General features: G+C 65.6%; 21 protein-coding genes. 14 read left to right on the plus strand and 7 right to left on the minus strand.

The window, feature by feature from the left end; translation table 11 throughout:
- Positions 1-19: 19 nt before the first annotated feature.
- The 3 genes from bamC to purC all read left to right on the plus strand — a co-directional run bounded on the left by bamC (position 20) and on the right by purC (position 2,564).
- On the plus strand, positions 20-973 hold the full coding sequence (gene bamC / locus ACWHY3_RS02535; protein WP_087719082.1) for an outer membrane protein assembly factor BamC: 954 nt from the start codon (positions 20-22) through the stop codon (positions 971-973).
- Positions 973-1,758 (plus strand): MBL fold metallo-hydrolase, encoded by a 786-nt coding sequence (locus ACWHY3_RS02540; RefSeq protein ID WP_071232758.1) that lies wholly within the window; start codon positions 973-975, stop codon positions 1,756-1,758. The genes bamC and ACWHY3_RS02540 overlap by 1 nt, the downstream gene beginning before the upstream one ends.
- A gap of 95 nt (positions 1,759-1,853) precedes the next feature.
- Positions 1,854-2,564 carry a phosphoribosylaminoimidazolesuccinocarboxamide synthase gene (gene purC, locus ACWHY3_RS02545; RefSeq protein ID WP_332779058.1) on the plus strand — a complete coding sequence of 237 codons (711 nt, stop codon included), beginning with the start codon at positions 1,854-1,856 and terminating at the stop codon, positions 2,562-2,564.
- Between the two features lie 260 nt (positions 2,565-2,824).
- Here purC and ACWHY3_RS02550 read toward each other — a convergent pair whose 3' ends face one another.
- The gene (locus tag ACWHY3_RS02550; protein WP_448127502.1) at positions 2,825-3,391 is read right to left on the minus strand and encodes a peptidylprolyl isomerase; all 567 of its coding nucleotides are present in this window, start codon (positions 3,389-3,391) and stop codon (positions 2,825-2,827) included.
- An 88-nt stretch (positions 3,392-3,479) separates the two neighbouring features.
- Complete coding sequence (gene tsaA, locus ACWHY3_RS02555; RefSeq protein ID WP_087719176.1) at positions 3,480-4,289, minus strand: tRNA (N6-threonylcarbamoyladenosine(37)-N6)-methyltransferase TrmO; 810 nt, start codon at positions 4,287-4,289, stop codon at positions 3,480-3,482.
- Positions 4,290-4,404: 115 nt separating this feature from the next.
- Between tsaA and ACWHY3_RS02560 the strand changes: the two genes are divergently transcribed.
- The 4 genes from ACWHY3_RS02560 (at position 4,405) to fabF (ending at position 7,426) form a co-directional block, all read left to right on the plus strand.
- Positions 4,405-4,962, plus strand: coding sequence for a cupin (locus ACWHY3_RS02560; protein ID WP_087719078.1), 558 nt, complete (start codon positions 4,405-4,407; stop codon positions 4,960-4,962).
- A gap of 44 nt (positions 4,963-5,006) precedes the next feature.
- A complete protein-coding gene (locus ACWHY3_RS02565; RefSeq protein WP_087719077.1) occupies positions 5,007-5,501 on the plus strand; it encodes a GNAT family N-acetyltransferase in 495 nt (164 codons plus the stop codon).
- 71 nt (positions 5,502-5,572) lie between these two features.
- Positions 5,573-6,151, plus strand: coding sequence for a winged helix-turn-helix transcriptional regulator (locus tag ACWHY3_RS02570; RefSeq protein WP_448127503.1), 579 nt, complete (start codon positions 5,573-5,575; stop codon positions 6,149-6,151).
- Between the two features lie 12 nt (positions 6,152-6,163).
- Complete coding sequence (gene fabF, locus ACWHY3_RS02575; protein ID WP_448127504.1) at positions 6,164-7,426, plus strand: beta-ketoacyl-ACP synthase II; 1,263 nt, start codon at positions 6,164-6,166, stop codon at positions 7,424-7,426.
- A gap of 285 nt (positions 7,427-7,711) precedes the next feature.
- Here fabF and ACWHY3_RS02580 read toward each other — a convergent pair whose 3' ends face one another.
- Positions 7,712-8,506 (minus strand): SDR family NAD(P)-dependent oxidoreductase, encoded by a 795-nt coding sequence (locus tag ACWHY3_RS02580; protein ID WP_087719074.1) that lies wholly within the window; start codon positions 8,504-8,506, stop codon positions 7,712-7,714.
- Between the two features lie 292 nt (positions 8,507-8,798).
- On the opposite strand from ACWHY3_RS02580, the gene ACWHY3_RS02585 reads away from it, so the two are divergent.
- The 5 genes from ACWHY3_RS02585 (at position 8,799) to astB (ending at position 15,187) form a co-directional block, all read left to right on the plus strand.
- On the plus strand, positions 8,799-10,013 hold the full coding sequence (locus ACWHY3_RS02585) for an aspartate aminotransferase family protein (RefSeq protein ID WP_087719073.1): 1,215 nt from the start codon (positions 8,799-8,801) through the stop codon (positions 10,011-10,013).
- Complete coding sequence (locus ACWHY3_RS02590; protein ID WP_087719072.1) at positions 10,010-11,134, plus strand: arginine N-succinyltransferase; 1,125 nt, start codon at positions 10,010-10,012, stop codon at positions 11,132-11,134. Before ACWHY3_RS02585 ends, ACWHY3_RS02590 begins: the two co-directional genes overlap by 4 nt.
- On the plus strand, positions 11,134-12,153 hold the full coding sequence (astA, locus tag ACWHY3_RS02595; RefSeq protein WP_087719071.1) for an arginine N-succinyltransferase: 1,020 nt from the start codon (positions 11,134-11,136) through the stop codon (positions 12,151-12,153). Before ACWHY3_RS02590 ends, astA begins: the two co-directional genes overlap by 1 nt.
- A 185-nt stretch (positions 12,154-12,338) precedes the next feature.
- The gene (gene astD / locus ACWHY3_RS02600; RefSeq protein WP_448127505.1) at positions 12,339-13,808 is read left to right on the plus strand and encodes a succinylglutamate-semialdehyde dehydrogenase; all 1,470 of its coding nucleotides are present in this window, start codon (positions 12,339-12,341) and stop codon (positions 13,806-13,808) included.
- A 14-nt stretch (positions 13,809-13,822) separates the two neighbouring features.
- Positions 13,823-15,187 (plus strand): N-succinylarginine dihydrolase, encoded by a 1,365-nt coding sequence (astB, locus tag ACWHY3_RS02605; protein WP_448128133.1) that lies wholly within the window; start codon positions 13,823-13,825, stop codon positions 15,185-15,187.
- Between the two features lie 16 nt (positions 15,188-15,203).
- Here the strand turns inward: astB and ACWHY3_RS02610 are convergent, their stop codons facing one another.
- Together ACWHY3_RS02610 and ACWHY3_RS02615 are read right to left on the minus strand one after the other, a co-directional pair.
- A complete protein-coding gene (locus ACWHY3_RS02610) occupies positions 15,204-16,220 on the minus strand; it encodes an SDR family oxidoreductase (protein ID WP_087719069.1) in 1,017 nt (338 codons plus the stop codon).
- 203 nt (positions 16,221-16,423) lie between these two features.
- The gene (locus tag ACWHY3_RS02615) at positions 16,424-17,623 is read right to left on the minus strand and encodes an MFS transporter (RefSeq protein WP_448127506.1); all 1,200 of its coding nucleotides are present in this window, start codon (positions 17,621-17,623) and stop codon (positions 16,424-16,426) included.
- A 96-nt stretch (positions 17,624-17,719) separates the two neighbouring features.
- On the opposite strand from ACWHY3_RS02615, the gene ACWHY3_RS02620 reads away from it, so the two are divergent.
- Together ACWHY3_RS02620 and ACWHY3_RS02625 are read left to right on the plus strand one after the other, a co-directional pair.
- Positions 17,720-18,256: a TetR/AcrR family transcriptional regulator gene (locus ACWHY3_RS02620; RefSeq protein ID WP_087719067.1), complete on the plus strand. Its 537-nt coding sequence runs from the start codon at positions 17,720-17,722 to the stop codon at positions 18,254-18,256.
- A 156-nt stretch (positions 18,257-18,412) separates the two neighbouring features.
- On the plus strand, positions 18,413-19,738 hold the full coding sequence (locus ACWHY3_RS02625) for an MFS transporter (protein WP_448127507.1): 1,326 nt from the start codon (positions 18,413-18,415) through the stop codon (positions 19,736-19,738).
- A 37-nt stretch (positions 19,739-19,775) separates the two neighbouring features.
- On the opposite strand, the gene ACWHY3_RS02630 is transcribed toward ACWHY3_RS02625, so the two are convergent.
- Together ACWHY3_RS02630 and ACWHY3_RS02635 are read right to left on the minus strand one after the other, a co-directional pair.
- Positions 19,776-21,140, minus strand: coding sequence for an amidase (locus ACWHY3_RS02630; protein WP_448127508.1), 1,365 nt, complete (start codon positions 21,138-21,140; stop codon positions 19,776-19,778).
- Positions 21,137-21,820 carry a DUF2848 domain-containing protein gene (locus ACWHY3_RS02635; RefSeq protein WP_332779047.1) on the minus strand — a complete coding sequence of 228 codons (684 nt, stop codon included), beginning with the start codon at positions 21,818-21,820 and terminating at the stop codon, positions 21,137-21,139. Before ACWHY3_RS02635 ends, ACWHY3_RS02630 begins: the two co-directional genes overlap by 4 nt.
- Between the last annotated feature and the right edge of the window lie 12 nt (positions 21,821-21,832).

Consider the following 21,832-nt stretch of genomic DNA (forward strand, 5'->3'; position numbering starts at 1 on the left):
TTCAAACAAAGGTGGATGCATGAAGCCCGTCCTCAAATGGATGCCTCTGGTGTTGTGCTCGTCGCTGGTTCTGTCCGGCTGCGGTCTGTTTCAAGACGGTTACTACTATGACCGCAACGACGAGTACCAGAACGCCAAGATGACCCAACCGCTGGATCTGCCGGCTTCGCGCAACCAGGTTCGCTATCAGGATTCGATGCCGGTTCCCCAGGCCGATAGCGATTTCGCGTCGACGGAGGCCATGGACGACGCGCCGCGCCCGCAGCCGCTGGCCTCCGGGCAGAGCGACGAGCAGCCTTACGTCGAAATGCGTCAGGCAGGCAGCGAGCGCTGGCTGCTGGTCGATGCCGCGCCGGCCAGTGTATGGCCGCGCCTGCAGGGCTTTGCCGTCGATCACGGCGTCAACCCGACCGCCATCAATGCTGCCAGCGGTCGCATCGACACCGCCCAGGGCAGCATGAGCCTGCGCCAGGGGCTGCGTAGCGGTACCAGCGAGGTGCGTTGCGACATCGGCAGCAGCGCCCAATGTCTGACCTCGATCAAGGCGTATCTGGACAACAACCATACCGCCGACAGCGGTGTGTCGCTGGCCGCGCAGCCGCTCGACCAGAGCGAGCGCGTGAAGCTGCGCAACCGCGACGGCGGCTGGAAGCTCGATCTGGCACTGGACAGCGAGCGTGCCTGGTCCGAGCTCTACTATCAGCTGCAGAACGGATTCGATGACGATCGCCTGACGGTAACGGATCAGAACCGCAGCGCCGGTCAGTTCTTCATCGACTACCTGCCGCTGGAAGCTGATGACGGCGGCTGGTTCGACTGGTTCGGCAGCGATCCGCAGCCCAACCATTACCGCCTGCAGCTCGACTCGAACGCCAACAATACCGTGGTGACGGTCGATGATGCCGATGGTCAACCGGTGGCACCAGCCGCGGCACGGGAGCTGCTGGACGCGATCGCGTCCACGCTGCGCTGATGGCGTCGCCCTCCACACCGGGCCTTCACTTCGCCTCGCTGGGCAGCGGCAGCAAGGGCAACGCGACGCTGGTCAGCGATGGCGAAACCCTGGTGCTGGTGGATTGCGGTTTCGGCGTGCGCGAGGCGGAGAAGCGCCTCGCGCGGTTGGGCGTCCATCCGCGCCAGCTGTCGGCGGTGCTGGTCACTCATGAACACAGCGATCACATCACCGGGGTGGGCGCCCTGGCGCGCCGCCATCAACTGCCGGTCTATCTCAGCGCCGGCAGCTGGTTCTCCGGCAGGTTGGGCGAGGTGCCCCGGCACGAACTGCTGGTGCCGCAGGCACGCTTCGCCATCGGCGGGCTGGAGATCGATCCGGTCACCGTTCCCCATGATGCCCGTGAGCCGATCCAGTTCTGCTTTCGTGCTCACGGCCGCCGCCTCGGGGTATTGACCGATCTCGGCCACCCGACGTCTCACGTGGCCGATGTCTTCGGCGGCTGCGATGCGCTGTTCCTCGAGTGCAATCACGATCCGCGCATGCTGGCCGAAGGGCCCTATCCGCCGCACTTGAAGCGCCGTGTCGCCGGTCGCTGGGGCCATCTCGCCAACGGCCAGGCGGCGGAACTGCTGCGCCGGCTGGGGCTCGATCGGCTGCAGCGGATTGTCTGCTCGCATCTGTCGGCGCAAAATAATCATCCCGAGCGGGTACTGGAAACCCTGGTGCCGCTGCTCGACGGCGATGAGTCGCGTCTGCTGGTTTCGGCCCAGGATAGCGGTATCGACTGGCAGCAGGTGGCCTGACGGTGAAAAGAACCGTCTCGTCGCCACACCACGTTTCACCTTCATCACCCTCATGAACCTGCTGCCCCAAGGGGCCGCGACGCGGAGACAGCTCCATGCAAAAACGCGATCTTCTCTATGCCGGCAAGGCCAAGTCGGTCTACCTGAGCGACGACCCGCAGCGGCTTGTCCTGCACTTTCGCGATGACACCAGCGCCTTCGACGGCAAGAAGAAGGAAGCCCTCGAGCGCAAGGGCATGGTCAACAACAAGTTCAACGCCTTCATCATGGAGAAGCTCCAGGCGGCGGGCATTCCCACGCACTTCGAGCAGCTGCTCTCGGACACCGAGTGCGTGGTCAAGAAGCTGGAGATGATTCCGGTGGAGTGCGTGGTGCGCAACCTGGCCGCCGGTGGCCTGGTGCGCCGTCTTGGCGTCGAAGAGGGCGTCGCCCTGAATCCGCCGACCTTCGAGCTGTTCCTGAAGAACGACGAGAAGGGCGATCCGATGATCAACGAGTCGCTGGCCGAGACCTTCGGCTGGGCGACGCCCGAGCAGCTGGCGACCATGAAAGCGCTGACCTTCCGGGTCAACGACGTGCTCAAGCAGCTGTTTCTCGACGGCGGCATGCTGCTGGTCGACTACAAGCTCGAATTCGGCCTCTTCGAGGGCGAGATCGTGTTGGGCGACGAGTTTTCGCCGGACGGTTGCCGGCTCTGGGACGCCGAAACCCGCGAGAAGCTGGACAAGGACCGCTTCCGCCAGGGGCTGGGCGGCGTGATCGAGGCCTATGAGGAGGTGGGGCGGCGTCTGGGCATGACCTTCTAGAAACGCTGTCTCAATTCCTGCGCGGGCAAATTGCTTTGTTGTACGGCTCCGGTGGCGCCGGTCCGATCGGAATCCTCACCTATACCCCATAGGCTCCGGTTCCTGCGCGCCGTACGCCTTGCACTTCGCTCCGCTCGGAGATTGTTGCAGCGCTTCTCGAGAATTGATTTTCATGAGAGGCCCCGACATGACAACGTCGGGGCTTCTTGCTTTCTTGCTTTCTGGCTCACCTGGCGGTTTTCTGCCGTATCACGGTGTCTTCAGTCGATACGTTCCGCGCTCTCGATCGTGATCGGCGTCTTCGGCACATTGGCGTGAAGGCCCTGGCGGCCGGTGGCAACGCCGGCAATCTCGTCGACGACGTCCATGCCCGAGACCACGTGGCCGAACACCGTATAGCCCGGGTTGTAGAGATCGCGATAGTTCAGCGCGCTATTGTCGACCAGGTTGATGAAGAACTGGCTGGTCGCGGAATCCGGATTGGCGGTTCGCGCCATGGCGATGGTGCCACGGGTGTTGTCGAGGCCGCTTTTTTCCAGCGCGATCGGTGCGTGGGTCTCTTTGGGCTCGAGATCCGCCGTCATGCCGCCGCCCTGGATCATGAAGTCCTGCATCACGCGATGAAAGACCGTGCCGGCATAGAAGCCTTCATCGACGTAGCTCAGGAAGTTGTCCACCGTCTCGGGGGCCGCCTTGGCATCGAGCTCGACTTCGATGTCGCCCTGGCTCGTGTGCAGGCGCACGTGCGGATGATCGGCATCGGCGAGCACCGGAAGAGAGAATGCCGTCAGGGCGGACAGGCAAAGGGCAATCAGCGACTTTTGCATCGAAGGCACTCCAGTCATTCATCGAAGTTCGCCAGCCTAGCCGCATCGGTGCCGAGTGACCAGCCCTGGTCACCGTTCGATCCACCCATCAACGCGGCTCGATCGCTTCCACCCGGATCTCGGTGTCGTCGACATCTTCCAGTGCCTGAAACCGCACGTTGACGTCGCGCAGGAAGACGCCGTAGCGCCGGGAGGCGCCCTGCCGGTTCGAACCACTGCCGTGATAGGCGGGGCGCGGGTCCTGCGCCAGCACCTCTTCGATCAGTCGAGACAGCGATTCACCGTCGGGATGGCGCTGTAGCGCTTCCTGTGCCGCGGTGCTGAAAACGACGCGGTGCCGGGGCGGCGGCGCGGGCGCGAAACCGGCATCGGCATCGGGTCGGGACTCGGCCCAGGGCAGATACGGCTTGATGTCGAGGATCGGCGTGGCGTCGCAGAGATCGTGCCCCCGCAGGTGCAGCTTGACCCGGCTTCGATACTCGGCCAACCGGGATCCGGCAATCGGCGTCTGGGCAAGCGAGGGTTTCGGCGTGCATTCGATATCGACCAGCTCGACCAGCGACAGGCCAAGGCGGTTGGGGCGGTGGGTGCTGCGGCTGGCGAAGACGCCGATGCGCTGATTGCCTCCAAGCCGAGGCGGCCGCACCCGGGGCGTCCAGTTCTCCGGGCTGCGATCGAAGACGAAGGTCAGCCACAGATGGGTCATCGCCTCCAGACCTTCGACGGCGAGCGGATCGTCGAACGCTGGCGCCAGATAGAGAATCGCCCGCGCCGACGGCGCCAACCCCGGCTGGCGCGGAATTCCGAACTTGTCGGGATAATCGCTGGCGACATGACCGATCGTCTCCAGCGTGAAAGCGCTGTCGGACACGGGAGCATGGCGTGAGGGCTCTGACATCATGAGATTGCGCTTTTCGAGGTGAACTTTTGCAATGGTGCCATAATGCAGTAGCGCTCGGCCCCGGGTGCGGCAGGATTTCGGCAGCTCGCATAATACCAAGGAGAGGTGTTGGATGAGTTTTTTGCATGTTTACCACGAAGCCGATAGCGACCAGCCGTTGCTGTCGACGCGCGATGAGGCGCGTATCAAGCTGGAACTGGGCGCCCATCAGATTCTCTTCCAGTCCCATTCGCTACCGCCGCTTCGCAGTACCGCCAGTGCCGAGGAGGTGCTCGATGAGCACGCCGCTCTCATCGACGAGATGCGTCTGCGCAGCGGGTGTCAGCGGATCGAACTTCGCGGCATGAGCCCGGTCTATCCCGATGGCCAGTTGCGGCGGGAGCTGCTCTACAGCGAGTCGCGCAGCCTGGGTCAGCAATGGCATCTGTTTCTCCACGGCCAGGCGATCTTCTACCTGCATCTGGCTTATCGTGTCTATGTCGTTGGCTGCGAGCGCGGCAATCTCATCTCCATCCCCGCGGATCTGCCGCACTGGTTCGATATGGGGCCGCAGCCGGACTTCGTCACCTTGACGCTCAGCGAAGGGGATACGGATTCGCTGGCGGAAACCGCCAGCGACATCGCGCTGCGCTTCCCGCGCTATGAGTCTCTGGTCAACGACGCTGCGTGATCCGGCGGCGTCGTTGATGGTCGATCAGCTCGGAGGATCTCGATATGCTCGAACGAACCCGCTTCCGCGAGGCATTGCCCCGGGATGTCTCGGATCAGGCCGAGGTTTTTTACCACGCGATCATGGAAGGCGCGGCCAACCACTATACCCTGGCCCAGCGCGAGGCCTGGGCATCGGCGCTGCCGCGCACTGCGGAAGCGTGGATGGCGCGACAGGCGATCTACTCCACGCTGGTGGCAGAATGCGACGGGCATTGCATCGGCTTCTGTGAGCGCGATCTCCCGGCCGGGCGCATCGAAACGCTCTACGTCTGGCCTTCGGTGGCACGGCAGGGCGTGGGATCGCGCCTGCTGTCGCTGTCCATCGAGGCATTGAGAGACGCGGGGCACAGCGAGGCGATGATCGAAGCGAGCCTGGTGCTGGCGCCATCGCTGACCGGGCGCGGTTGGGCAACCCTGGGCGAAGAGTGGAGCGAACGTCAGGGCGAACGGCTGCCGCGGGTGCGAATGAGACTGGCACTGGATACCGGCGGCACGTGAACGCAACCGTTGGCGGTTCTGGACGTCTCCATTTCCCTTGAGCCGGGAAATTCGGTAGAGTCGCTTCCATAATGAAAGTGACCCACGATATTTCCTCCTTCTGCCCCGTGGCCCGCGCGCTCGATTGCGTCGGCGACAGCTGGACGCTGCTGATCCTGCGCGATGCCATGCAGGGCGCGCGTCGCTTCGACGAGTTCCAGCGCGGCCTGGGCATCGCTTCCAGCATGCTGACGCGGCGCCTGGATCGCATGGTCACCAATGAACTGTTCGAAAAGCGCTGCTATCAGCAGCATCCGCCGCGTTACGAGTATCATCTGACGGCAAAGGGGCACGACCTCGCACCGGTCATCCTGATGCTCTACCGCTGGGGCGAAGACCATCTGCCGATCGAAGCCGACGGCTTCCATCTGGTTGATCGACAGACCCTGGAACCCGTCGATCCGATCCTGTACGACCGCCACCACGATAGGCCATTGTCGCCCGGCGATGTGCGTCTGGCCCCCGGACCCGACGCCAGCCCGGCGGTTCATGCCCGTGTCGAGCGCATGCAGAAAGCCTTCGACCGTGGTGCTTCTTCCAACTCGCAGACAGCGGCAGCGAAGGCTTCTGGCCAGCTTGCCGATGCTGCGAGTGACTCGATCAATGACTGAAAGGACATCGTCATGCGACGTATCGTAGTGACAGGTATGGGCATCCTCTCGCCGTTGGGATGCGGTATCGAAACCGTGTGGCAGCGTCTGCTGTCGGGCGCCTCCGGCCTGCGCCGACTGCCGGCGGAGACCGTCGAAGGGCTGGCCGTGGGTGTCGGCGGCCCGGTGCCGACCATCGAGGAGGACAGCGCCGGCTTCGACCCGGACGCCACCATGGATCCGAAAGAGCGGCGCAAGATGGACCGCTTCATCCAGATGGCAGTCGCGGCGGCGGAAGAAGCGCTGGCCCAGGCCAACTGGTTTCCGCAGACGGAAGCCGAAAAGGAGCGCACGGCGACCCTGATCGGCTCGGGCATCGGCGGCTTTCCCGCCATTGCCGATGCGGTACGCACGGTAGACAGCCGTGGGCCGCGGCGGTTGTCGCCGTTCACCATTCCTTCGTTTCTGGCCAACCTGGCTTGCGGCCAGGTCTCGATCCGCCACGGCTTCAAGGGCCCGCTCGGCGCACCGGTCACGGCCTGTGCCGCCGGCCTACAGGCGATCGGCGACGCCGCGCGCATGATTCACGCTGGCGAAGCCGACGTCGCGCTCTGCGGCGGCAGCGAGGCGTGTATCGATCGCGTCAGCCTGGGTGGTTTCGCCGCCGCCAAGGCGCTCTCCAGCCATTTCAACGACACGCCGGAGCAGGCCTCGCGGCCGTTCGACCAGGCCCGCGACGGATTCGTCATGGGGGAAGGTGCCGGCCTGATCGTGATCGAGACGCTCGAACACGCCCTGGCACGGGGCGCGACGCCGATTGCCGAACTGGTCGGCTACGGCACGACTTCCGATGCCTATCACATGACGGCAGGGCCCGAGGACGGTTCCGGCGCGGCGCGCGCGATGCAGATCGCCCTGCGCCAGGCCGGGCTGGACGCGGCCGAGATCCAGCATCTCAACGCCCATGCCACCTCGACCCCGGTGGGCGACCGAGGCGAACTCGCCGCCATTCATCGCCTATTCGGCGATCACTCGCCGGCCATTAGCGCGACCAAGGCGGCTACCGGCCATCTGCTGGGTGCTGCGGGCGGCATCGAAGCGATCTTCACGCTGCTGGCGCTGCGCGACCAGACCGCGCCGCTGACCCGCAACTATGCCGATCCCGATCCGATGGCGGCGGGCCTGGACATCGTCCACGGCGAATCGCGCAAGATGCCGATGGAGTACGCCATCTGCAACGCCTTCGGGTTTGGTGGGGTGAACGCCAGCGCGATCTTCAAACGTTACGAGGGCTGAAACGGGCTGCGCTCGGCAATATGACACGAGCTACGAGCTTCGAGCTTCGAGCTACGAGCTTCGAGCTTCGAGCTTCGAGCTTAGAGCTTAGAGCTTAGAGCTTAGAGCTTAGAGCTTAGAGCTTAGAGCTTAGAGCTTAGAGCTTAGAGCTTAGAGCTTAGAGCTTAGAGCTTAGAGCTTAGAGCTTAGAGCTTAGAGCGAAGAACGCCAGCGATGTCGTCGCTGGCGTTCTTCGTTCCGAAAGTCACGCTGTTCTTCGCGGCTCGTAGCTCGTAGCTCGCGGCTTCAGGCCATCGTGTCGACGATGCCGCCTTCGACCCGCATCGCTGCACCGGTGGTGGCGCTGGCCTGGGGCGAGGCGAGGTAGACACTGAGATTGGCGACTTCCTCGACCTCGGCCACGCGCTGGATGATCGACGACGGCCGGTTCTCCTTGACGAAGTTGGCTTCCGCCTCGGCTTCGCTGATGCCTTGCTGTTTGGCGATGTCGGCGATCATCTTGCCCACGCCTTCGGACTTGGTCGGCCCGGGAAGCACCGCGTTGACTGTGACCTGGGTGCCCGCAAGCACCTTGGCCAGCCCCCGCGAGATCGACTGCACGGCGCTCTTGGTCATGCCGTAGTGGACCATTTCCGCCGGGATGTTGAGCGCGGATTCGCTGGAGAGGAACTGGATACGGCCCCAGTCGCGCTGCTTCATTCCCTGGGCGTAGTGGCGCGACAGCCGCACGGCGCTCATCACGTTGACGTCGAAGAACTGCTGCCACTCTTCATCAGGGATCTCGAAGAAGTCCTTGGGGCCGAAGATGCCCACGTTGTTGATCAGAATGTCGCAGTCGGGCTTCCGGCCGATCAGTGTCTGGCAGCCCTCGGCCGTGCCCAGATCGGCGGCCACGCCGTCGATCACGGCTCCCGGTATCTCCTGCTCGAGCGTACGGATCGCGTCGTCGACGCGCGCCTGCGTCCGTCCGGTCACCGTTACTGCCGCCCCGGCGTTGGCCAGGCCCTTGGCGATGGCCAGCCCGATACCGGCGGTGGAGCCGGTGACGATGGCCGTCTTGCCCGTCAGATCGATTTTCATCAGGTCTCTCCTTTTCCTGTTTGGCCAGCGTTTCGTCGGTCTCGCAAAGTGACGGTCGCGAGGATGGCCCCGACGAAAGTCGCAGGGGTAAACTCGAACATCGGGGCAGTCGTCGCGAACACAACCCGTGCGACAGGTTTTGGCCCGGCATCTGCCGGCCATGGCCGCTTTCGATGGCAGGACGTTCGGCGACAGGGCGCATTTCGCAATTCGTCGTCCCATCGCTGAAAGCCGCGGGGCTGCTGCCTCCTTATACTCATTAGATACAACCCTAACCACCAGGGAGAAAGACATGGCCGCGAGCCCGACACGTGACGATTTCGACCGCTACATGACCCCCAACTATTCGCCCCAGCAGGCGATTCCGGTGCGCGGCGAGGGGAGCCGCCTGTGGGATCAGGCGGGCAAGGAGTACATCGATTTCGCTGGCGGTATCGCGGTCAACGCGCTGGGACACTGCCATCCGGCGCTGGTCGGCGCGCTGACGGAGCAGGCCAACAAGCTTTGGCATCTCTCCAATGTCTACACCAACGAGCCGGCTCTGGCACTGGCCAAGCAGATGGTCGAGCGGACCTTCGCCGACAAGGCGTACTTCTGCTCTTCCGGCGGCGAGGCCAACGAGGCCGCATTCAAGCTGGCACGGCGCTGGGCGTTCGACAACTTCGGCGAGAAGAAGCACAAGATCATCTCGTTCAAGCAGGCGTTCCACGGCCGTACGCTGTTCACCGTCAGTGTCGGCGGTCAGCCCAAGTACTCCGAAGGGTTCGGCCCCATTCCCGGCGGCATCGTGCATGCGGAGTTCAACAATCTCGACAGCGTGCGTGCGCTGATCGACGACGATACCTGCGCCATCGTGGTCGAGCCGATCCAGGGCGAAGGTGGCGTGACGCCGGCAACGCCCGAGTTCATGCGCGGCCTGCGCGAGCTGTGCGATCAGCACCAGGCCCTGCTGGTCCTCGACGAAGTGCAGTCCGGCGTCGGTCGCAGCGGCAAGCTCTACGCCTACATGCATTACGACGTGACCCCGGACATCCTGACTTCCGCCAAGGCGCTGGGCGGTGGCTTCCCGATCGGCGCGATGCTGACCACCGACCGTGTCGCGCCGTCGCTGGCGGTGGGAACGCACGGTTCCACCTACGGCGGTAACGCGCTGGCCTGCGCCGTGGGTCTGGCCGCGCTGACCACCATCGATACGCCGGAAGTGCTGGCAGGCGTCGAGCGTCGTCACGAGCTCTTCCGCGAGCATCTCGAGGTCATCAATCGCAAGTACGGCGTGTTCAAGGAGATCCGCGGCATGGGCCTGCTGATCGGCGCCGAGATGAGCGACGACTTCGAGGGCCGCGCGCGGGACATCCTGCCGCTGGCTATCGAACAGGGGCTGATGATTCTGGTCGCCGGCCCCAACGTGCTGCGCATGGCGCCGTCGCTGGTGATCCCGGAAGCGGATCTCCAGGAAGGCATGGCGCGGCTGGAACTGGCCATCGAGCAGCTCGTCGGCCAATCATGATCGATGCCGATGTCGTCTCAGGTGCCGTAGCGGATTCGACGGCGAGAAGCGTCGGACACCTGCTGTTTCGCCCGGCGCAGTCCGGCGATCTGGCCGCGATCGAGCGGCTGGCCGGCGGCTCCACGCCCAAGCTGACCAACCTGCCCGCGCACCGCGACCGGCTGGAGGAGCGGATCGCCCGCTCCTCCCGGGCGCTGGCGCGCAATGTCGACTTCCCCGGCGACGAGCTCTACACCTTCGTGCTCGAGGATCGAAACCTGGGGGAAATCATCGGCACGGCGAGCATCCGGGCTCAGGCCGGCGCGCAGGACGCCTATTACACCTACCGCCAGGAAACCCTGATCCACGCCTCGCAGCAGCTCAACCTGCGCCATGAAGTGCAGACGCTCTCGCTTTCCCACGAGATGTCGGAAGTCTCGCTGCTGTGCGCGTTGTCGCTGGATTCGCGCTACCGCGGCACCAGTGCGGCGACGCTGCTGCGCCGCGCCCGGCTGATGTTCATCGCCCAGTATCCCGAGCGCTTCGCCGAGACGCTGGGCGTCGCCTTCCCGGGCTATCTCGACGAGGCGGGCGGCTCGCCGTTCTGGGACAGTGTCGGCCGCCACTTCTTCGAGCAGAGCTACCACGAGATCAACCTGCTGGCAGGCGTGCGCTCGAAGAGCTTCATCGCCGAGGTGATGCCGCAGTTCCCGCTCTATCTGCCGTTGCTGACGCCGCAGGCCCGCGCGGCGATCGGGCGTGAGCATCCGGCCCACGAGCAGGCGCTGCAGGAGATGCTGGCCGAAGGCTTCGTGCGTTCGCGCCATGTCGATATCTTCGACGCCGGCCCGGTGGTGAGAGGGGAGCGGCAGCGGCTGCACACGCTGACCCACTGCGGCTGGCACCCGGTGCGAATCCGTCCGGCGGCCTCGCTGCCGGATGCCGAGCCGGCCATGGTGGCCAATCAACAGCTGGCGGATTTTCGCTGCACCGTCGCGCGTTACGCGCTCACCCCGACCGGCCAACTGCTGCTGTCGGAAGAGCAGGCGGCATTGCTGGGCGTCGAGGAGGGGCGTGCCGTGCTGGTCGCGCCGCTGGCGCTGCCCAACGTCGAAGACGCGCTGGACGAGGGAGAACTGTAATGCGCCTGCGACCCATTGGGCATCACGATATCGACGAATTGCAGGCCCTGGCCCAGGAAACCGGCGTCGGTTTCACCTCGCTGCCCAACAGCCGCGAGTTCCTGACCGCCAAGATCGACAACGCGGTAGCGGCGTTCGAAGGCCGCGTCCCCGAGCCGGAGCGGCTCTATTTCTTCGTGCTCGAGGATGAGCAGACCGGCGAGCTGGCGGGCTGCTGCGCGATCGAGGCCGAGGTCGGCCGGGAGACGCCGTTCTACCACTATCGTGTCGGCAAGCTGGCCCACTCATCGGTCCAGCTCGACCTGCATCGCACCATCGACACGCTGTTTCTGAGTTCGGATCACACCGGCGACGCCGAAGTCGCCTCGCTATTCCTGCGTCCGGCCTACCGGCGAGACCGCAACGGCACGCTGCTCTCCAAGGCGCGCTGGCTGTTCATGGCGGAGTTCCGCGAGTGTTTCCCGGCCAAGGTACTGGCGGAAATGCGCGGCGTCTTCAGCCCGGACGGCGTCAGCCCATTCTGGAACAGCCTCGGCAGCCACTTCTTTCCGATGGAGTTCAAGCAGGCCGACCAGCTCACCGGGCTGGGGCAGAAGAGCTTCATCGGCGAGCTGATGCCGAAGTACCCGATCTACGTGCCGTTTCTGCCGCAGGCGGCGCAGGACTGCATCGGCCAGGTCCACGAGCACACCCGGCCCGCGCTGGAAATGCTCAAGAAGGAAGGGCTGCGCTGGGAAGGCTACATCGACATCTTCGACGGCGGCCCCACGGTGGAAGCCTACATCGATGACGTGCGCGCCATTCGGCATTCGCGCTGCGTCACGGTGGAAGTCGGCGGCGAGCGGTTGGCACAGTCCGAGCGCCCCGGCTGGATGGCGGCCACCACCGGCATGAACGACTTCCGCTGCAGCTGGATCGGCCGCGGCCCCAGCGAGGATGACGTGATCACGCTCACTACCGCCGAAGCCGAGCGCCTGGACGTGACCAGCGGCGACCGGTTGCGAGTGCTGGAAACGTAACCCGGCTGCGCCGGGAGCTATAAGCTTTAAGCCGTAAGAAAGGTCAAAAGCGAGAAGCCGATTGTTGGATTTTGTGGTGGTGGTTTGATTTTGGCTTACGGCTTACGGCTTACGGCTTACGGCTTACGGCTTACGGCTTACGGCTTACGGCTTACGGCTTACCAACAAATCATCAGGAGCGACATATGCACGCAAAGCTTCAACTGCTGATCGACGGCCGCTGGATCGACGGCGCGGCCGCGCGTTTCGACAAGCGCGATCCCGTGTCGGGCGACTCGCTGTGGCAGGCCGCGGCGGCTTCACCCGAGCAGGTCGATGACGCAATCTCGGCAGCGCGGCGTGCGTTTCCTGGTTGGGCGCGTCGCCCCTTTGCCGAACGCCAGGCGATCGTCGAGCGTTTCCGCGATGAGCTGGAGAACCACCGCGAGCCGTTGGCCGAATGTATCGCGCACGAGACCGGCAAGCCGATCTGGGAAGCGCGCACCGAAGTGGGCGCGATGATCGGCAAGGTGGCGATCTCGCTGACGGCCTATCACGAACGGACCGGCGAACGCGCCCGGGACGCCGGTGGCACGCGCGCCGTGCTGCGCCATCGCCCGCATGGCGTGCTGGCGGTCTTCGGCCCCTACAACTTTCCGGGGCATCTGCCCAACGGCCACATCGTGCCGGCGCTGCTGGCAGGCAACTGCGTGGTGTTCAAGCCCAGCGAACAGACGCCTAAGACTGCCGACCTGACCCTGCAGTGCTGGGAGCGGGCGGGCCTGCCTGCCGGCGTGATCAACCTGGTCCAGGGCGCGGCGGAAGTGGGGCAGGCTCTGGCGGGCAACGCCGATATCGACGGCCTGCTGTTCACCGGCAGCGCCAAGGTCGGCGGGCTGTTGCACCGCCAGTTCGGCGGCCAGGTCGGCAAGATCCTGGCGCTGGAGCTGGGCGGCAACAACCCGCTGGTGGTCAAGGACGTGCGCGATCTCGACGCGGCGGTGCTGACCATCGTCCAGTCGGCGTTCCTCTCCGGCGGGCAGCGCTGCACCTGTGCGCGTCGCCTGATCGTGCCGGCGGGTGAATCCGGCGACCGGTTGGTCGAGAAACTGGCGCAGACCCTGGCCGAGCTGCGCGTGGCGGAACCCTTCAGCGAGCCGGCGCCGTTCTATGCCGGGCTGGTCAGCCCGCAGGCGGCGGAAGGCCTGCTCGAGGCGCAGCGCGATCTGGAAGCCCGTGGCGGACGCGTGCTGGTACGCATGCAGTCGCTGCAGGCCGGCACCAGCCTGCTGTCCCCGGGGCTGGTCGATGTCACCGGCTGCGACGTGCCCGACGAAGAGCACTTCGGCCCGCTGCTCAAGGTCCATCGCTACCAGAGCTGGGACGAGGCGATCGAGCTGGCCAACGATACCCGCTACGGGCTCTCCGCTGGCCTGATCGGCGGCGACCAGGCTGACTGGGACGACTTCCTGCTGCGGATTCGCGCCGGTATCGTCAACTGGAACCGCCAGACCACCGGCGCTTCCAGCGACGCGCCGTTCGGCGGCATCGGCGACAGCGGCAACCATCGCCCCAGCGCCTATTACGCGGCGGACTACTGCGCCTATCCGGTCGCCTCCATGGAGGCCGATACGCTGACGATGCCCACGGAGCTGCCGCCGGGGGTGACACTGTGAGCAGCGAAGCGGACATGACGGCCGAACAGGACGTGCGCGAGGTCAACTTCGACGGCCTGGTCGGCCCGACCCATAACTATGCCGGGCTGGCCCACGGCAACGTGGCCTCGATGCGCCACGGCGGGCTCGCGTCCAACCCGCGCGAGGCCGCGCTGCAGGGTCTGGCCAAGATGAAGTCGCTGATGGACGCCGGCTACGCCCAGGGCGTGCTGCCACCACAGCAGCGCCCGGACCTGGGCGCCTTGCGGGCGCTCGGTTTCCAGGGGGACAACACCCAGGTGCTGGCGCGGGCCGCCAGGGAAGCGCCGCAGATCCTGCGGGCGGTGTGTTCGGCCTCGTCGATGTGGACCGCCAACGCCGCCACCATCACGCCGAGTCTCGATGCCCCCGACGGCCGCGTTCACTTCACGCCCGCCAACCTGCAGTCGAGCTTCCATCGCTATCTCGAGCCGGAGACCACGGGCCGCGTACTCGCCTCGATCTTTCGCGACGAACGCCATTTCGCCCATCATCCCGTGCTGCCGGCGACACCGGCGTTCTCCGACGAGGGTGCCGCCAATCACACGCGCCTTTGTGGCGACCACGGCGACGCCGGTGTGCATCTGTTCGTCTATGGCCGTCAGGCCTTCGGTGGCGAGCGCGCCCCCAAACGCTATCCGGCTCGTCAGACGCTGGAAGCGAGCCAGGCGATCGCGCGCCAGCATGGCCTCGAGGATTCCCGGGCCGTCTTCGCCCAGCAGCATCCCGACGCCATCGACGCCGGTGTCTTTCACAACGACGTGATCGCCGTGGGCAACGGGCCGGTGCTGCTCTATCACGAGATGGCGTTTCTCGACGAAGAGAAGACGCTGGACGCCCTGCGCGAACGAATGACGACGCCACTCGTCCCGGTGCGCGTGCCCAGCGAAGCGATCAGTCTCGAGGATGCGGTATCGACCTACCTGTTCAACTCGCAGTTGCTGTCGAATCCGGATGGCAGCATGACGCTGGTGGTGCCGGGGGAGTGTCAGGAGAACGAAGCCGTCTGGCGGACGATCCAGGATCTGCTGCTGGCGGGCTACAACCCGATCAGCGAGGTGATGGTCAAGGACGTCAAACAGAGCATGCGCAACGGCGGCGGCCCCGCCTGCCTGCGTCTGCGGATCGTGCTGTCCGCGGCCGAGCGTCAGGCGCTGAGCGGGCGGGTGCTGTTGAACGACGCGCTCCATGCCGATCTGGTGGCCTGGGTCGAGCGGCACTACCGCGACAGCCTGACCCCGGACGATCTGGCCGATCCCCGGCTCGCCGACGAGACGCTCACGGCGCTCGACGAGCTGACTCGGCTGCTCGGCATCGGTGACGTCTATCCGTTTCAGCGCGAGTCGACAGGGCGGGCGTAACGAGACGCCGGCCCGATCAGAACCGCCGACGCCGGCTCAGCGCCGCGAGGCCGAACAGCGCCCCCGCGATGACCGTCGTGGTGATGACAGGATGCATCGAGGCCTCGGTGTAGAGGCTGGTCTTGCAGACATGATGCGGGTAGTTCCCCCGCTCGCGCATCTCGGTCCCGGGCTCATGTAGCGCGAATGACTGGCGATGCTCCGCACGCCCGGACTTCTGCTGATCGATCATCATGCCGCCCATGAGGCGATCGGTCAGGCGCGGCGCGAAGTAGTCGAGCATCGCGATCGCCTTGCTGCCGCCCCCGGCGCGAATGTCGCGTCGGGGATGAACGGTGCAATGCAGGATCGCCTTGGCGACGATGCTCGGCTCGTAAAGCGGCGGCGGCAGGCTGGGCTCCTGCTCGAGCAGGTTGTGGGCATGTTCGGCATAGGGCGTGGCGATGCTGCCGGGTTTGACCAGGGTGACCGATACCGGCGCGCCCAAGGCTTCGAGCTCCACGCGCAGCGAATCGGTGAAGCCCTTGACGGCATGCTTGGAGGCGGAATACATGCCCTGGATCGGAATCGCGCGATCCGATACCAGCGAGCCCAGATTGATGATCGCGCCGCCATGGCCCGCAGTGCGTGTGGAGAGATAACGCGCCGCCTCCAGCGAGCCGTGGACGATGCCCCAGAAATTGGTCTCGAACAGCTTGCGATGATCCTCCAGCGGCACATCGAGCATATAGCCGTAAAGCGACGCGCCCGCATTGTTGATCCAGGTATCGAAGCCGCCGAAATGGTTGAAGGCGGTCTCGGCAATGCCATGTACCTGAGCGGGATCGCCCACATCGGCCACGGCATGAACCGCCTCCGCGCCCCGTTGGCGAAGCTCCTCCACCAGTCGAATCAGCGTATTCTCGTTACGCGCCGACACCACGAGGCGCGCCCCCCGATCGGCGGCCATGCGCGCCGTGGAGAGCCCAATGCCGGAGGTCGCGCCGGTAATCACGACGACCTGATCTTCGAGATGCTTCAGCCTGATACCCATGTCGCTCTCCTTGCCGGCCCTTGACGTATCGCGCTCGTGCCTGAGCGAAGCCCGTTCCGGGTCTGTTCCGGGGAATAGTGTTCTACAGCATAGAAGGCGGCGGGGGATTGCAAAGCAAAGGCATGTCCCGACTTTACCGAGAGCAATGGAAGGGAGAAACCGTCCGGCAGCCGGACGTCTCGTTTCTGGAAAGCCGTTCCTGGTCAGTCGTCTCCCAGCTTGACCATCCTGGGCCGGCCGATCAGCACGCCGGCCACGCTCTGCCCGGCCAGCAGCACGATCAGGAAGATCAGCGACAGCTGCCAGTCGCCGCTCAGCCCGTGCAGTGCGCCGAACAGCAGCGGCCCGCTGGCACCCATCAGGTAGCCGATGCTCTGGGACATGCCCGACAGCATCGCCGCGTGCTGGGGCTGTCGGGTACGCAGTACGATCATGGTCAGCGCGAAACTGAAACAGCCGCCCTGGCCGGCACCCAGCAGCAGTGCCCACAGCAGCGGGGAGGCCGTGGGCGCAAGCAGCAGGCCGAACAGCGCCAGCGCCACCAGCGAGCAGAGCCCCAGCACCAGCAGGCTGTGATGCGTTAGCCTCGATGCCAAGCGCGCGACGATGTAGCTGCCCGGAATGCTGGTGAGGTTGATCAGCGACAGCATGATCCCGGCGGTCGCCACCGGGACGCCGGCCTGGATCGCCACCGCCGGCACCCAGGTCTGCAGGGTGTAGAAGCTGAGCGACTGGGCGCCCATGAACAGCGTCAACGTCCACGCCACCGGGCTTCTGAACAGGCGCGACATCGGCGGCCGGCGCGTGGCGGCCGGTTCCTCGGGCGCCAGCGAGAGCGCCACGCGCCACCACACGATGGCGGAGCCGATGCCGAAGGCAGCCCATAGCCAGATCGGCGTTGACCAGCTCCCCGAGAGATTCACCAGCGGAATGGCGCTACCGGCACTGATCGTGGCGCCGACGCCCATCATCACCGTGTATAGCCCCATGGTGCGGCCCAGCCGGTCGCCGCGATCGCGCTTGACCAGGCTCGGCATGAACACGTTGCCGAAGGCGATGCCCAGCCCCGCGCACAATGTCCCCAGCAGCATGACCGTCAGGCTCTCGACGCCGCGCAGCACGCCGCCGAGGGCAATCAGCGTGATCGCGCAGGCGATGGCGCGGTCGAGGCCGACGCGATCGGCGAAGCCCGGCGCCAGCGGCGAGAGCAACCCGAAGCAGAGAATCATCCCGGTGGTGAACAGGCTCGCCGTTCCCGCGCCGATGGAGAGCGTCGACATGATCGGATCGAGTACCGGCCCGATGACGACGATCGGCGCACGCAGATTGATCGCCGCCAGACCGAAAGCGACGAGCCACAGCCAGGCCGGTAGCGGGGGACGAGAGATCGAGGCTGACGACACGGGGAGTGATTCTTCGCTGAATGGGCCGGCATCTTACCATCGTTGATCGGCGCATCGATGCTTGCATGGGTAAAGTGATCGTTTTACATTGGGGCCATGGATATTCGCACACGACTCATCTCGACTGCCGAGCAGTTGTTCGACCGGTACGGCTTCACCGCCACCGGGATGGACCGGCTGACGCAGGCCGCCGGGATTTCCAGCCGCACGCTCTACAAGCACGTCGGCAGCAAGAACGGCCTGATGGCCGCCGTCCTGAACGAGCGGGACCGTCGCTTCCATCGGCTCGTCGGCGCGGACAATATCGACGCGCTGTTCGATGCGCTGGAAATCTGGTTCGCCCGGGAGGGCGCGCGGGGCTGCCTGTTCCTGCGGGCCTGGGGCGAAACCGGCGGTAGCGTACCGGAGATCGCCGAGGCGATGGCGCGACACAAGCAGCGACTGCGGCAGCGAATCGACGAGATCGTGGTGGCGGAGATCGGCCGGCGCGACGACGAGCTGGCCGAAGCGATTCTGCTGCTTTTCGAGGGCGCGACCCATGCAGCGACCTATCGCGGCGGCGCGGCCGTCGACGGTGCGCGGCGTGCCGCCCATCGATTGGTCGAGACCGCACGGGCGCCTAGACGCCGCTAGCTGGTCATGTCGTTCGACGAACGGGCCGACGCCAGAGTCGGCGAATTTTTTTCGCCCGTAATGAAAACGACCGTTTTACATCTGATCGGACTTCGACTTCGGCAAACCGGCTTCCCCCAGTCTCGCGACGGTGAATGCTCGAATGGAGAATGCCTCATGAATCACTCGGAAATGCGCCTAGTCCTCGCCGGCACTCTACTGACCGGCGTCAGTTATGGCTTGGCTCGCTTTGCCTACGGTCTCTTTCTGCCCAGCATGCGCGAGGATGTCGGTCTCGGTCCGGCCATTGCCGGGATCATCGGTAGCGGTGCCTACGTCGGCTACTGTCTCGCCATCGTGGCAAGCGCTCTGCTGGTGGAACGCCTCGGGGCGCGCCGGGTGGCGATCGCCGCGGCGCTGGTTGCCGCAGGTGGCATGACGATCGTCGCCATCAGCACCAGCGCGCTCTGGCTGGCCGGCGGCATCCTGTTCGCGGGGCTGAGCACCGGGCTGGCATCGCCGCCCATGGCGCAGGCCGTCTCGACGTCGATCGCGACCGCTCGGCAGGGACGTGCCAATACCGTCATCAATGCCGGCACCAGTCTGGGTGTTGCCGTTTCCGGGCCGGTGGCCTTCGTCGCTACGGGGCAGTGGCGACTCGCCTACGCCGCGTTTGCCGTCGCCGCGCTGCTCAATGCGCTGCTGCTATTAGTGACCATGCCGCGAGCGAATGCCGGCACCGGCCGCCAATCCGGTTCACGGCAAGAAGAGCCTCGTGGCGGTCTCTGGCGCCCGCGCGCGTTGATGCTCGTGGTCGCGGCCACCAGTACGGGCCTGGCCAGCGCTGCCTACTGGACCTTCTCCAGCGACGTCATCCTCTCGCGAGGACATCTCGGGCAGGGCGTGGCCAACGTGATGTGGATTCTGATAGGCGTGGCCGGGCTGGCAGGCGCCGCGACGGGCGATCTGGTCGCGCGCTTTGGGCTCAACGTCGTCCATCGCGGGGTGCTGGCGATGCTGGCGCTATCGCTATGGCTGCTGGTACTGAGCCCATCGAGCCTGCCGACGGTGTTCGTCTCCGCGGGGCTCTTCGGCGCCGCCTACATCATGCTCACCGGGGTCTATCTCGTCTGGGGCGTGAGGCTCTACGCGGATCGGCCGGCGATCGGACTGGGGCTGCCTTTCCTGATGATCGCCATCGGTCAGGTCGTCGGCTCTCCGCTGGCCGGCTATCTGATCGACAGCGCGGGATACACTGTCTGCTTCGTTGTCTTTGCGCTGATCGCCCTGGCAACGCTGCTGGCCGGATATCGCCCGGACGAAAAGCGGGACGAGCGACGAAAGAAGGTCATGGCGGCTAGAGAGGCTTGCCGGAAGCCCGTCTCATCAGAAATGACGGGCTCCACGATCCATCATTTCTACATGCCGGCCATGCCGCCGCTGGGGTTGATCGACAAGATCGGCCGCAGCATCGGCGACTGGTTCCGTTCCGTCAGGCGCTGATGCCATCGCGGGGAGCCCGGTGGCTCCCCGAGGCGACTCACTCTTTCAGCATCGCTTCCACCACGCAGGCATGCTGCAGCAGCACCTCGTCGCCGCCCTGGGGTCGAGACAGCATCAGGCCGATAGGGAGTTCCGCGCCTGAAGGAAAGTAGGGCAGCGAGATCGAGGCGGCGTCGAGATAGTTGAAAACGCTGGTGTTGCGCAGCGCCAGCCGGTTCGCGCGTTGGAACGCGGCGGCGTCGTTCTCGAGATCGGCCCGCTTGGGCGGCAGCGTCGCGACGGTGGGCAGCAGTACCGCGTCGAAGCCGGCCATCTCGACTTCGAACCGGCGCTGCCAGCCCGCTCTCGGCCAGAGGCGCTGGAGATAGTCCGCGGCGCTGATGTCCCGACCGCCGTTCAGACGCTCGGCGATCAGCGGATCGTAGTCCGCCTCGGCACGCGCGAGCTGTTCGCGATGCAGCGCTGCCGCTTCCGGCACTACCAGGCCGCCCTGCTGATTGATCGCCAGCGCGCCGTCGACGGCCGCTAACGGCAGGCGCTCGACGTGGCACCCCTTGGCTTCGAGGGCAGCCACGGCGGCCTCGAAGCCATCACGGACCGCATCGTCCAGTTCGCTCAGCAGACCGCCTTCGGCGATCGCCAGCCGCAGTGGCCGAGGCGAGGCATCCAGTGGCGGCATCGGCCGGTCGGCGAGTATCGACCACAGCCGCGCGCAGCAGTCGACGCTGGGCGCGATCGGTCCGACGCAATCCAGGCTCGGCGCCAGCGGGTACGCGCCTTCGCCGGGTATACTTTCCTGACTCGGCTTGAATCCAGTCAGGCCGCAGAATGCGGCGGGGATGCGCAGCGAACCGCCAGTATCGCTGCCCAGCGTCGCCGCGGCCAGGCCGAAAGCCACCGAGGCGGCGCCGCCGGACGTCGAGCCGCCGGTGATGCGCTCGGCATCGAACGGGTTGGGCGGCGTGCCGTAATGCCGGTTGAGCCCGAGCCCCGAGAACGCGAACTCGCTCATGTTGGTGCGTCCGGTCAGCAGCGCCCCGGCGCGACGCAGACGGGCAACCGAGGGCGCGTCCCTCACGGCCGGTGCGCTGTCACCCAGCACCCGGGAAGCGGCCCTGGTCACCTCGCCACGGACATCGAACAGATCCTTGATGCTGATCGGAGCGCCGCCCAGCGATTCGCCCGGATCGACTCGCATCAGCCGGTCGCGCAGCTTGTCGGCATCGAATTCGATGAACGCAGAGGCGGTAACGTCGGCCTGCGACTGCGCCCGCTCGATCAACGCATCGAGCGCCTGGGCAGGCGTGAAATCGCCAGCATCGACTGCCGTCTGCCAGTCACTCAGGCGGCGCTGATGCGGCGGGCGAGCCCAGAACGCGCTGGCGGCACCGAGCTGGCTCATTGCGCGACCTCGAGCTCGACGACGATGTAGCTGTGGCTCAAACGACGATTCAGGACCGGATCGTTGAGCGTCATCGAGAAGCGCGGGCTGGTCCGAATGCCGCCAATGGCCGGCACCGTGCCGCACAGCAGCAGCGTATTGGGTGCCAGCGACTGCCCCTGCTTGAGCGCGTCGGGGAGTTTGGCCAGCAGCGTATCGACATCCAGCAGCTCGGCGAGCGTGCCTTGTTGATAGGTGACGGTCTGGCCGTTTTCTTCGATCTCGCTTGCCAGTTCCAGCGAATCCCAATGATCGCGGACCTCATTCAGCGGCCATGCCTGGGTGGCGACCGGTTTGGCGCAGAGCTGCTTGGATTCGGCCACGCCGACGGCTTCCAGCTTGCGATCGGTGTGATCGGACGCGAGCGTCACCCACAGGCGGCCATCGCCATCGCTGACCAGGCAGACTTCGGCTTCGCCGGAGCCTTCTCCGCCCAGCATCTCGACGTTCTCGGCCTGGGTCAGCAGCTGTGCACTGGCGCGGTAGAACAGCGGCACGCTCGACGGCGGCTTGACGCCGAGTTCGGCCAACTCCTCGATGTGGTGCTGGACGCCGGCCTGGTCGCGGCCGGCCCAGCCGGCGATCGCCAGGCGTTGTGGCGTGACGGTGAGCGTGTCTTCAGGCGTTTCGAAAGTCAGCATGAGATAGGTTTC

It is taken from the genome of Salinicola sp. NYA28a (assembly GCF_976982775.1).

What these genes read in the sequence shown, in the direction of transcription:
- bamC (WP_087719082.1), top strand. Translation starts at nt 20, where the DNA reads ATGAAGCCCGTCCTCAAATGGATGCCTCTGGTGTTGTGCTCGTCGCTG.
- ACWHY3_RS02540 (WP_071232758.1), top strand. Translation starts at nt 973, where the DNA reads ATGGCGTCGCCCTCCACACCGGGCCTTCACTTCGCCTCGCTGGGCAGC.
- purC (WP_332779058.1), top strand. Translation starts at nt 1,854, where the DNA reads ATGCAAAAACGCGATCTTCTCTATGCCGGCAAGGCCAAGTCGGTCTAC.
- ACWHY3_RS02550 (WP_448127502.1), bottom strand. Translation starts at nt 3,391, where the DNA reads ATGCAAAAGTCGCTGATTGCCCTTTGCCTGTCCGCCCTGACGGCATTC.
- tsaA (WP_087719176.1), bottom strand. Translation starts at nt 4,289, where the DNA reads ATGTCAGAGCCCTCACGCCATGCTCCCGTGTCCGACAGCGCTTTCACG.
- ACWHY3_RS02560 (WP_087719078.1), top strand. Translation starts at nt 4,405, where the DNA reads ATGAGTTTTTTGCATGTTTACCACGAAGCCGATAGCGACCAGCCGTTG.
- ACWHY3_RS02565 (WP_087719077.1), top strand. Translation starts at nt 5,007, where the DNA reads ATGCTCGAACGAACCCGCTTCCGCGAGGCATTGCCCCGGGATGTCTCG.
- ACWHY3_RS02570 (WP_448127503.1), top strand. Translation starts at nt 5,573, where the DNA reads ATGAAAGTGACCCACGATATTTCCTCCTTCTGCCCCGTGGCCCGCGCG.
- fabF (WP_448127504.1), top strand. Translation starts at nt 6,164, where the DNA reads ATGCGACGTATCGTAGTGACAGGTATGGGCATCCTCTCGCCGTTGGGA.
- ACWHY3_RS02580 (WP_087719074.1), bottom strand. Translation starts at nt 8,506, where the DNA reads ATGAAAATCGATCTGACGGGCAAGACGGCCATCGTCACCGGCTCCACC.
- ACWHY3_RS02585 (WP_087719073.1), top strand. Translation starts at nt 8,799, where the DNA reads ATGGCCGCGAGCCCGACACGTGACGATTTCGACCGCTACATGACCCCC.
- ACWHY3_RS02590 (WP_087719072.1), top strand. Translation starts at nt 10,010, where the DNA reads ATGATCGATGCCGATGTCGTCTCAGGTGCCGTAGCGGATTCGACGGCG.
- astA (WP_087719071.1), top strand. Translation starts at nt 11,134, where the DNA reads ATGCGCCTGCGACCCATTGGGCATCACGATATCGACGAATTGCAGGCC.
- astD (WP_448127505.1), top strand. Translation starts at nt 12,339, where the DNA reads ATGCACGCAAAGCTTCAACTGCTGATCGACGGCCGCTGGATCGACGGC.
- astB (WP_448128133.1), top strand. Translation starts at nt 13,823, where the DNA reads ATGACGGCCGAACAGGACGTGCGCGAGGTCAACTTCGACGGCCTGGTC.
- ACWHY3_RS02610 (WP_087719069.1), bottom strand. Translation starts at nt 16,220, where the DNA reads ATGGGTATCAGGCTGAAGCATCTCGAAGATCAGGTCGTCGTGATTACC.
- ACWHY3_RS02620 (WP_087719067.1), top strand. Translation starts at nt 17,720, where the DNA reads ATGGATATTCGCACACGACTCATCTCGACTGCCGAGCAGTTGTTCGAC.
- ACWHY3_RS02625 (WP_448127507.1), top strand. Translation starts at nt 18,413, where the DNA reads ATGAATCACTCGGAAATGCGCCTAGTCCTCGCCGGCACTCTACTGACC.
- ACWHY3_RS02630 (WP_448127508.1), bottom strand. Translation starts at nt 21,140, where the DNA reads ATGAGCCAGCTCGGTGCCGCCAGCGCGTTCTGGGCTCGCCCGCCGCAT.
- ACWHY3_RS02635 (WP_332779047.1), bottom strand. Translation starts at nt 21,820, where the DNA reads ATGCTGACTTTCGAAACGCCTGAAGACACGCTCACCGTCACGCCACAA.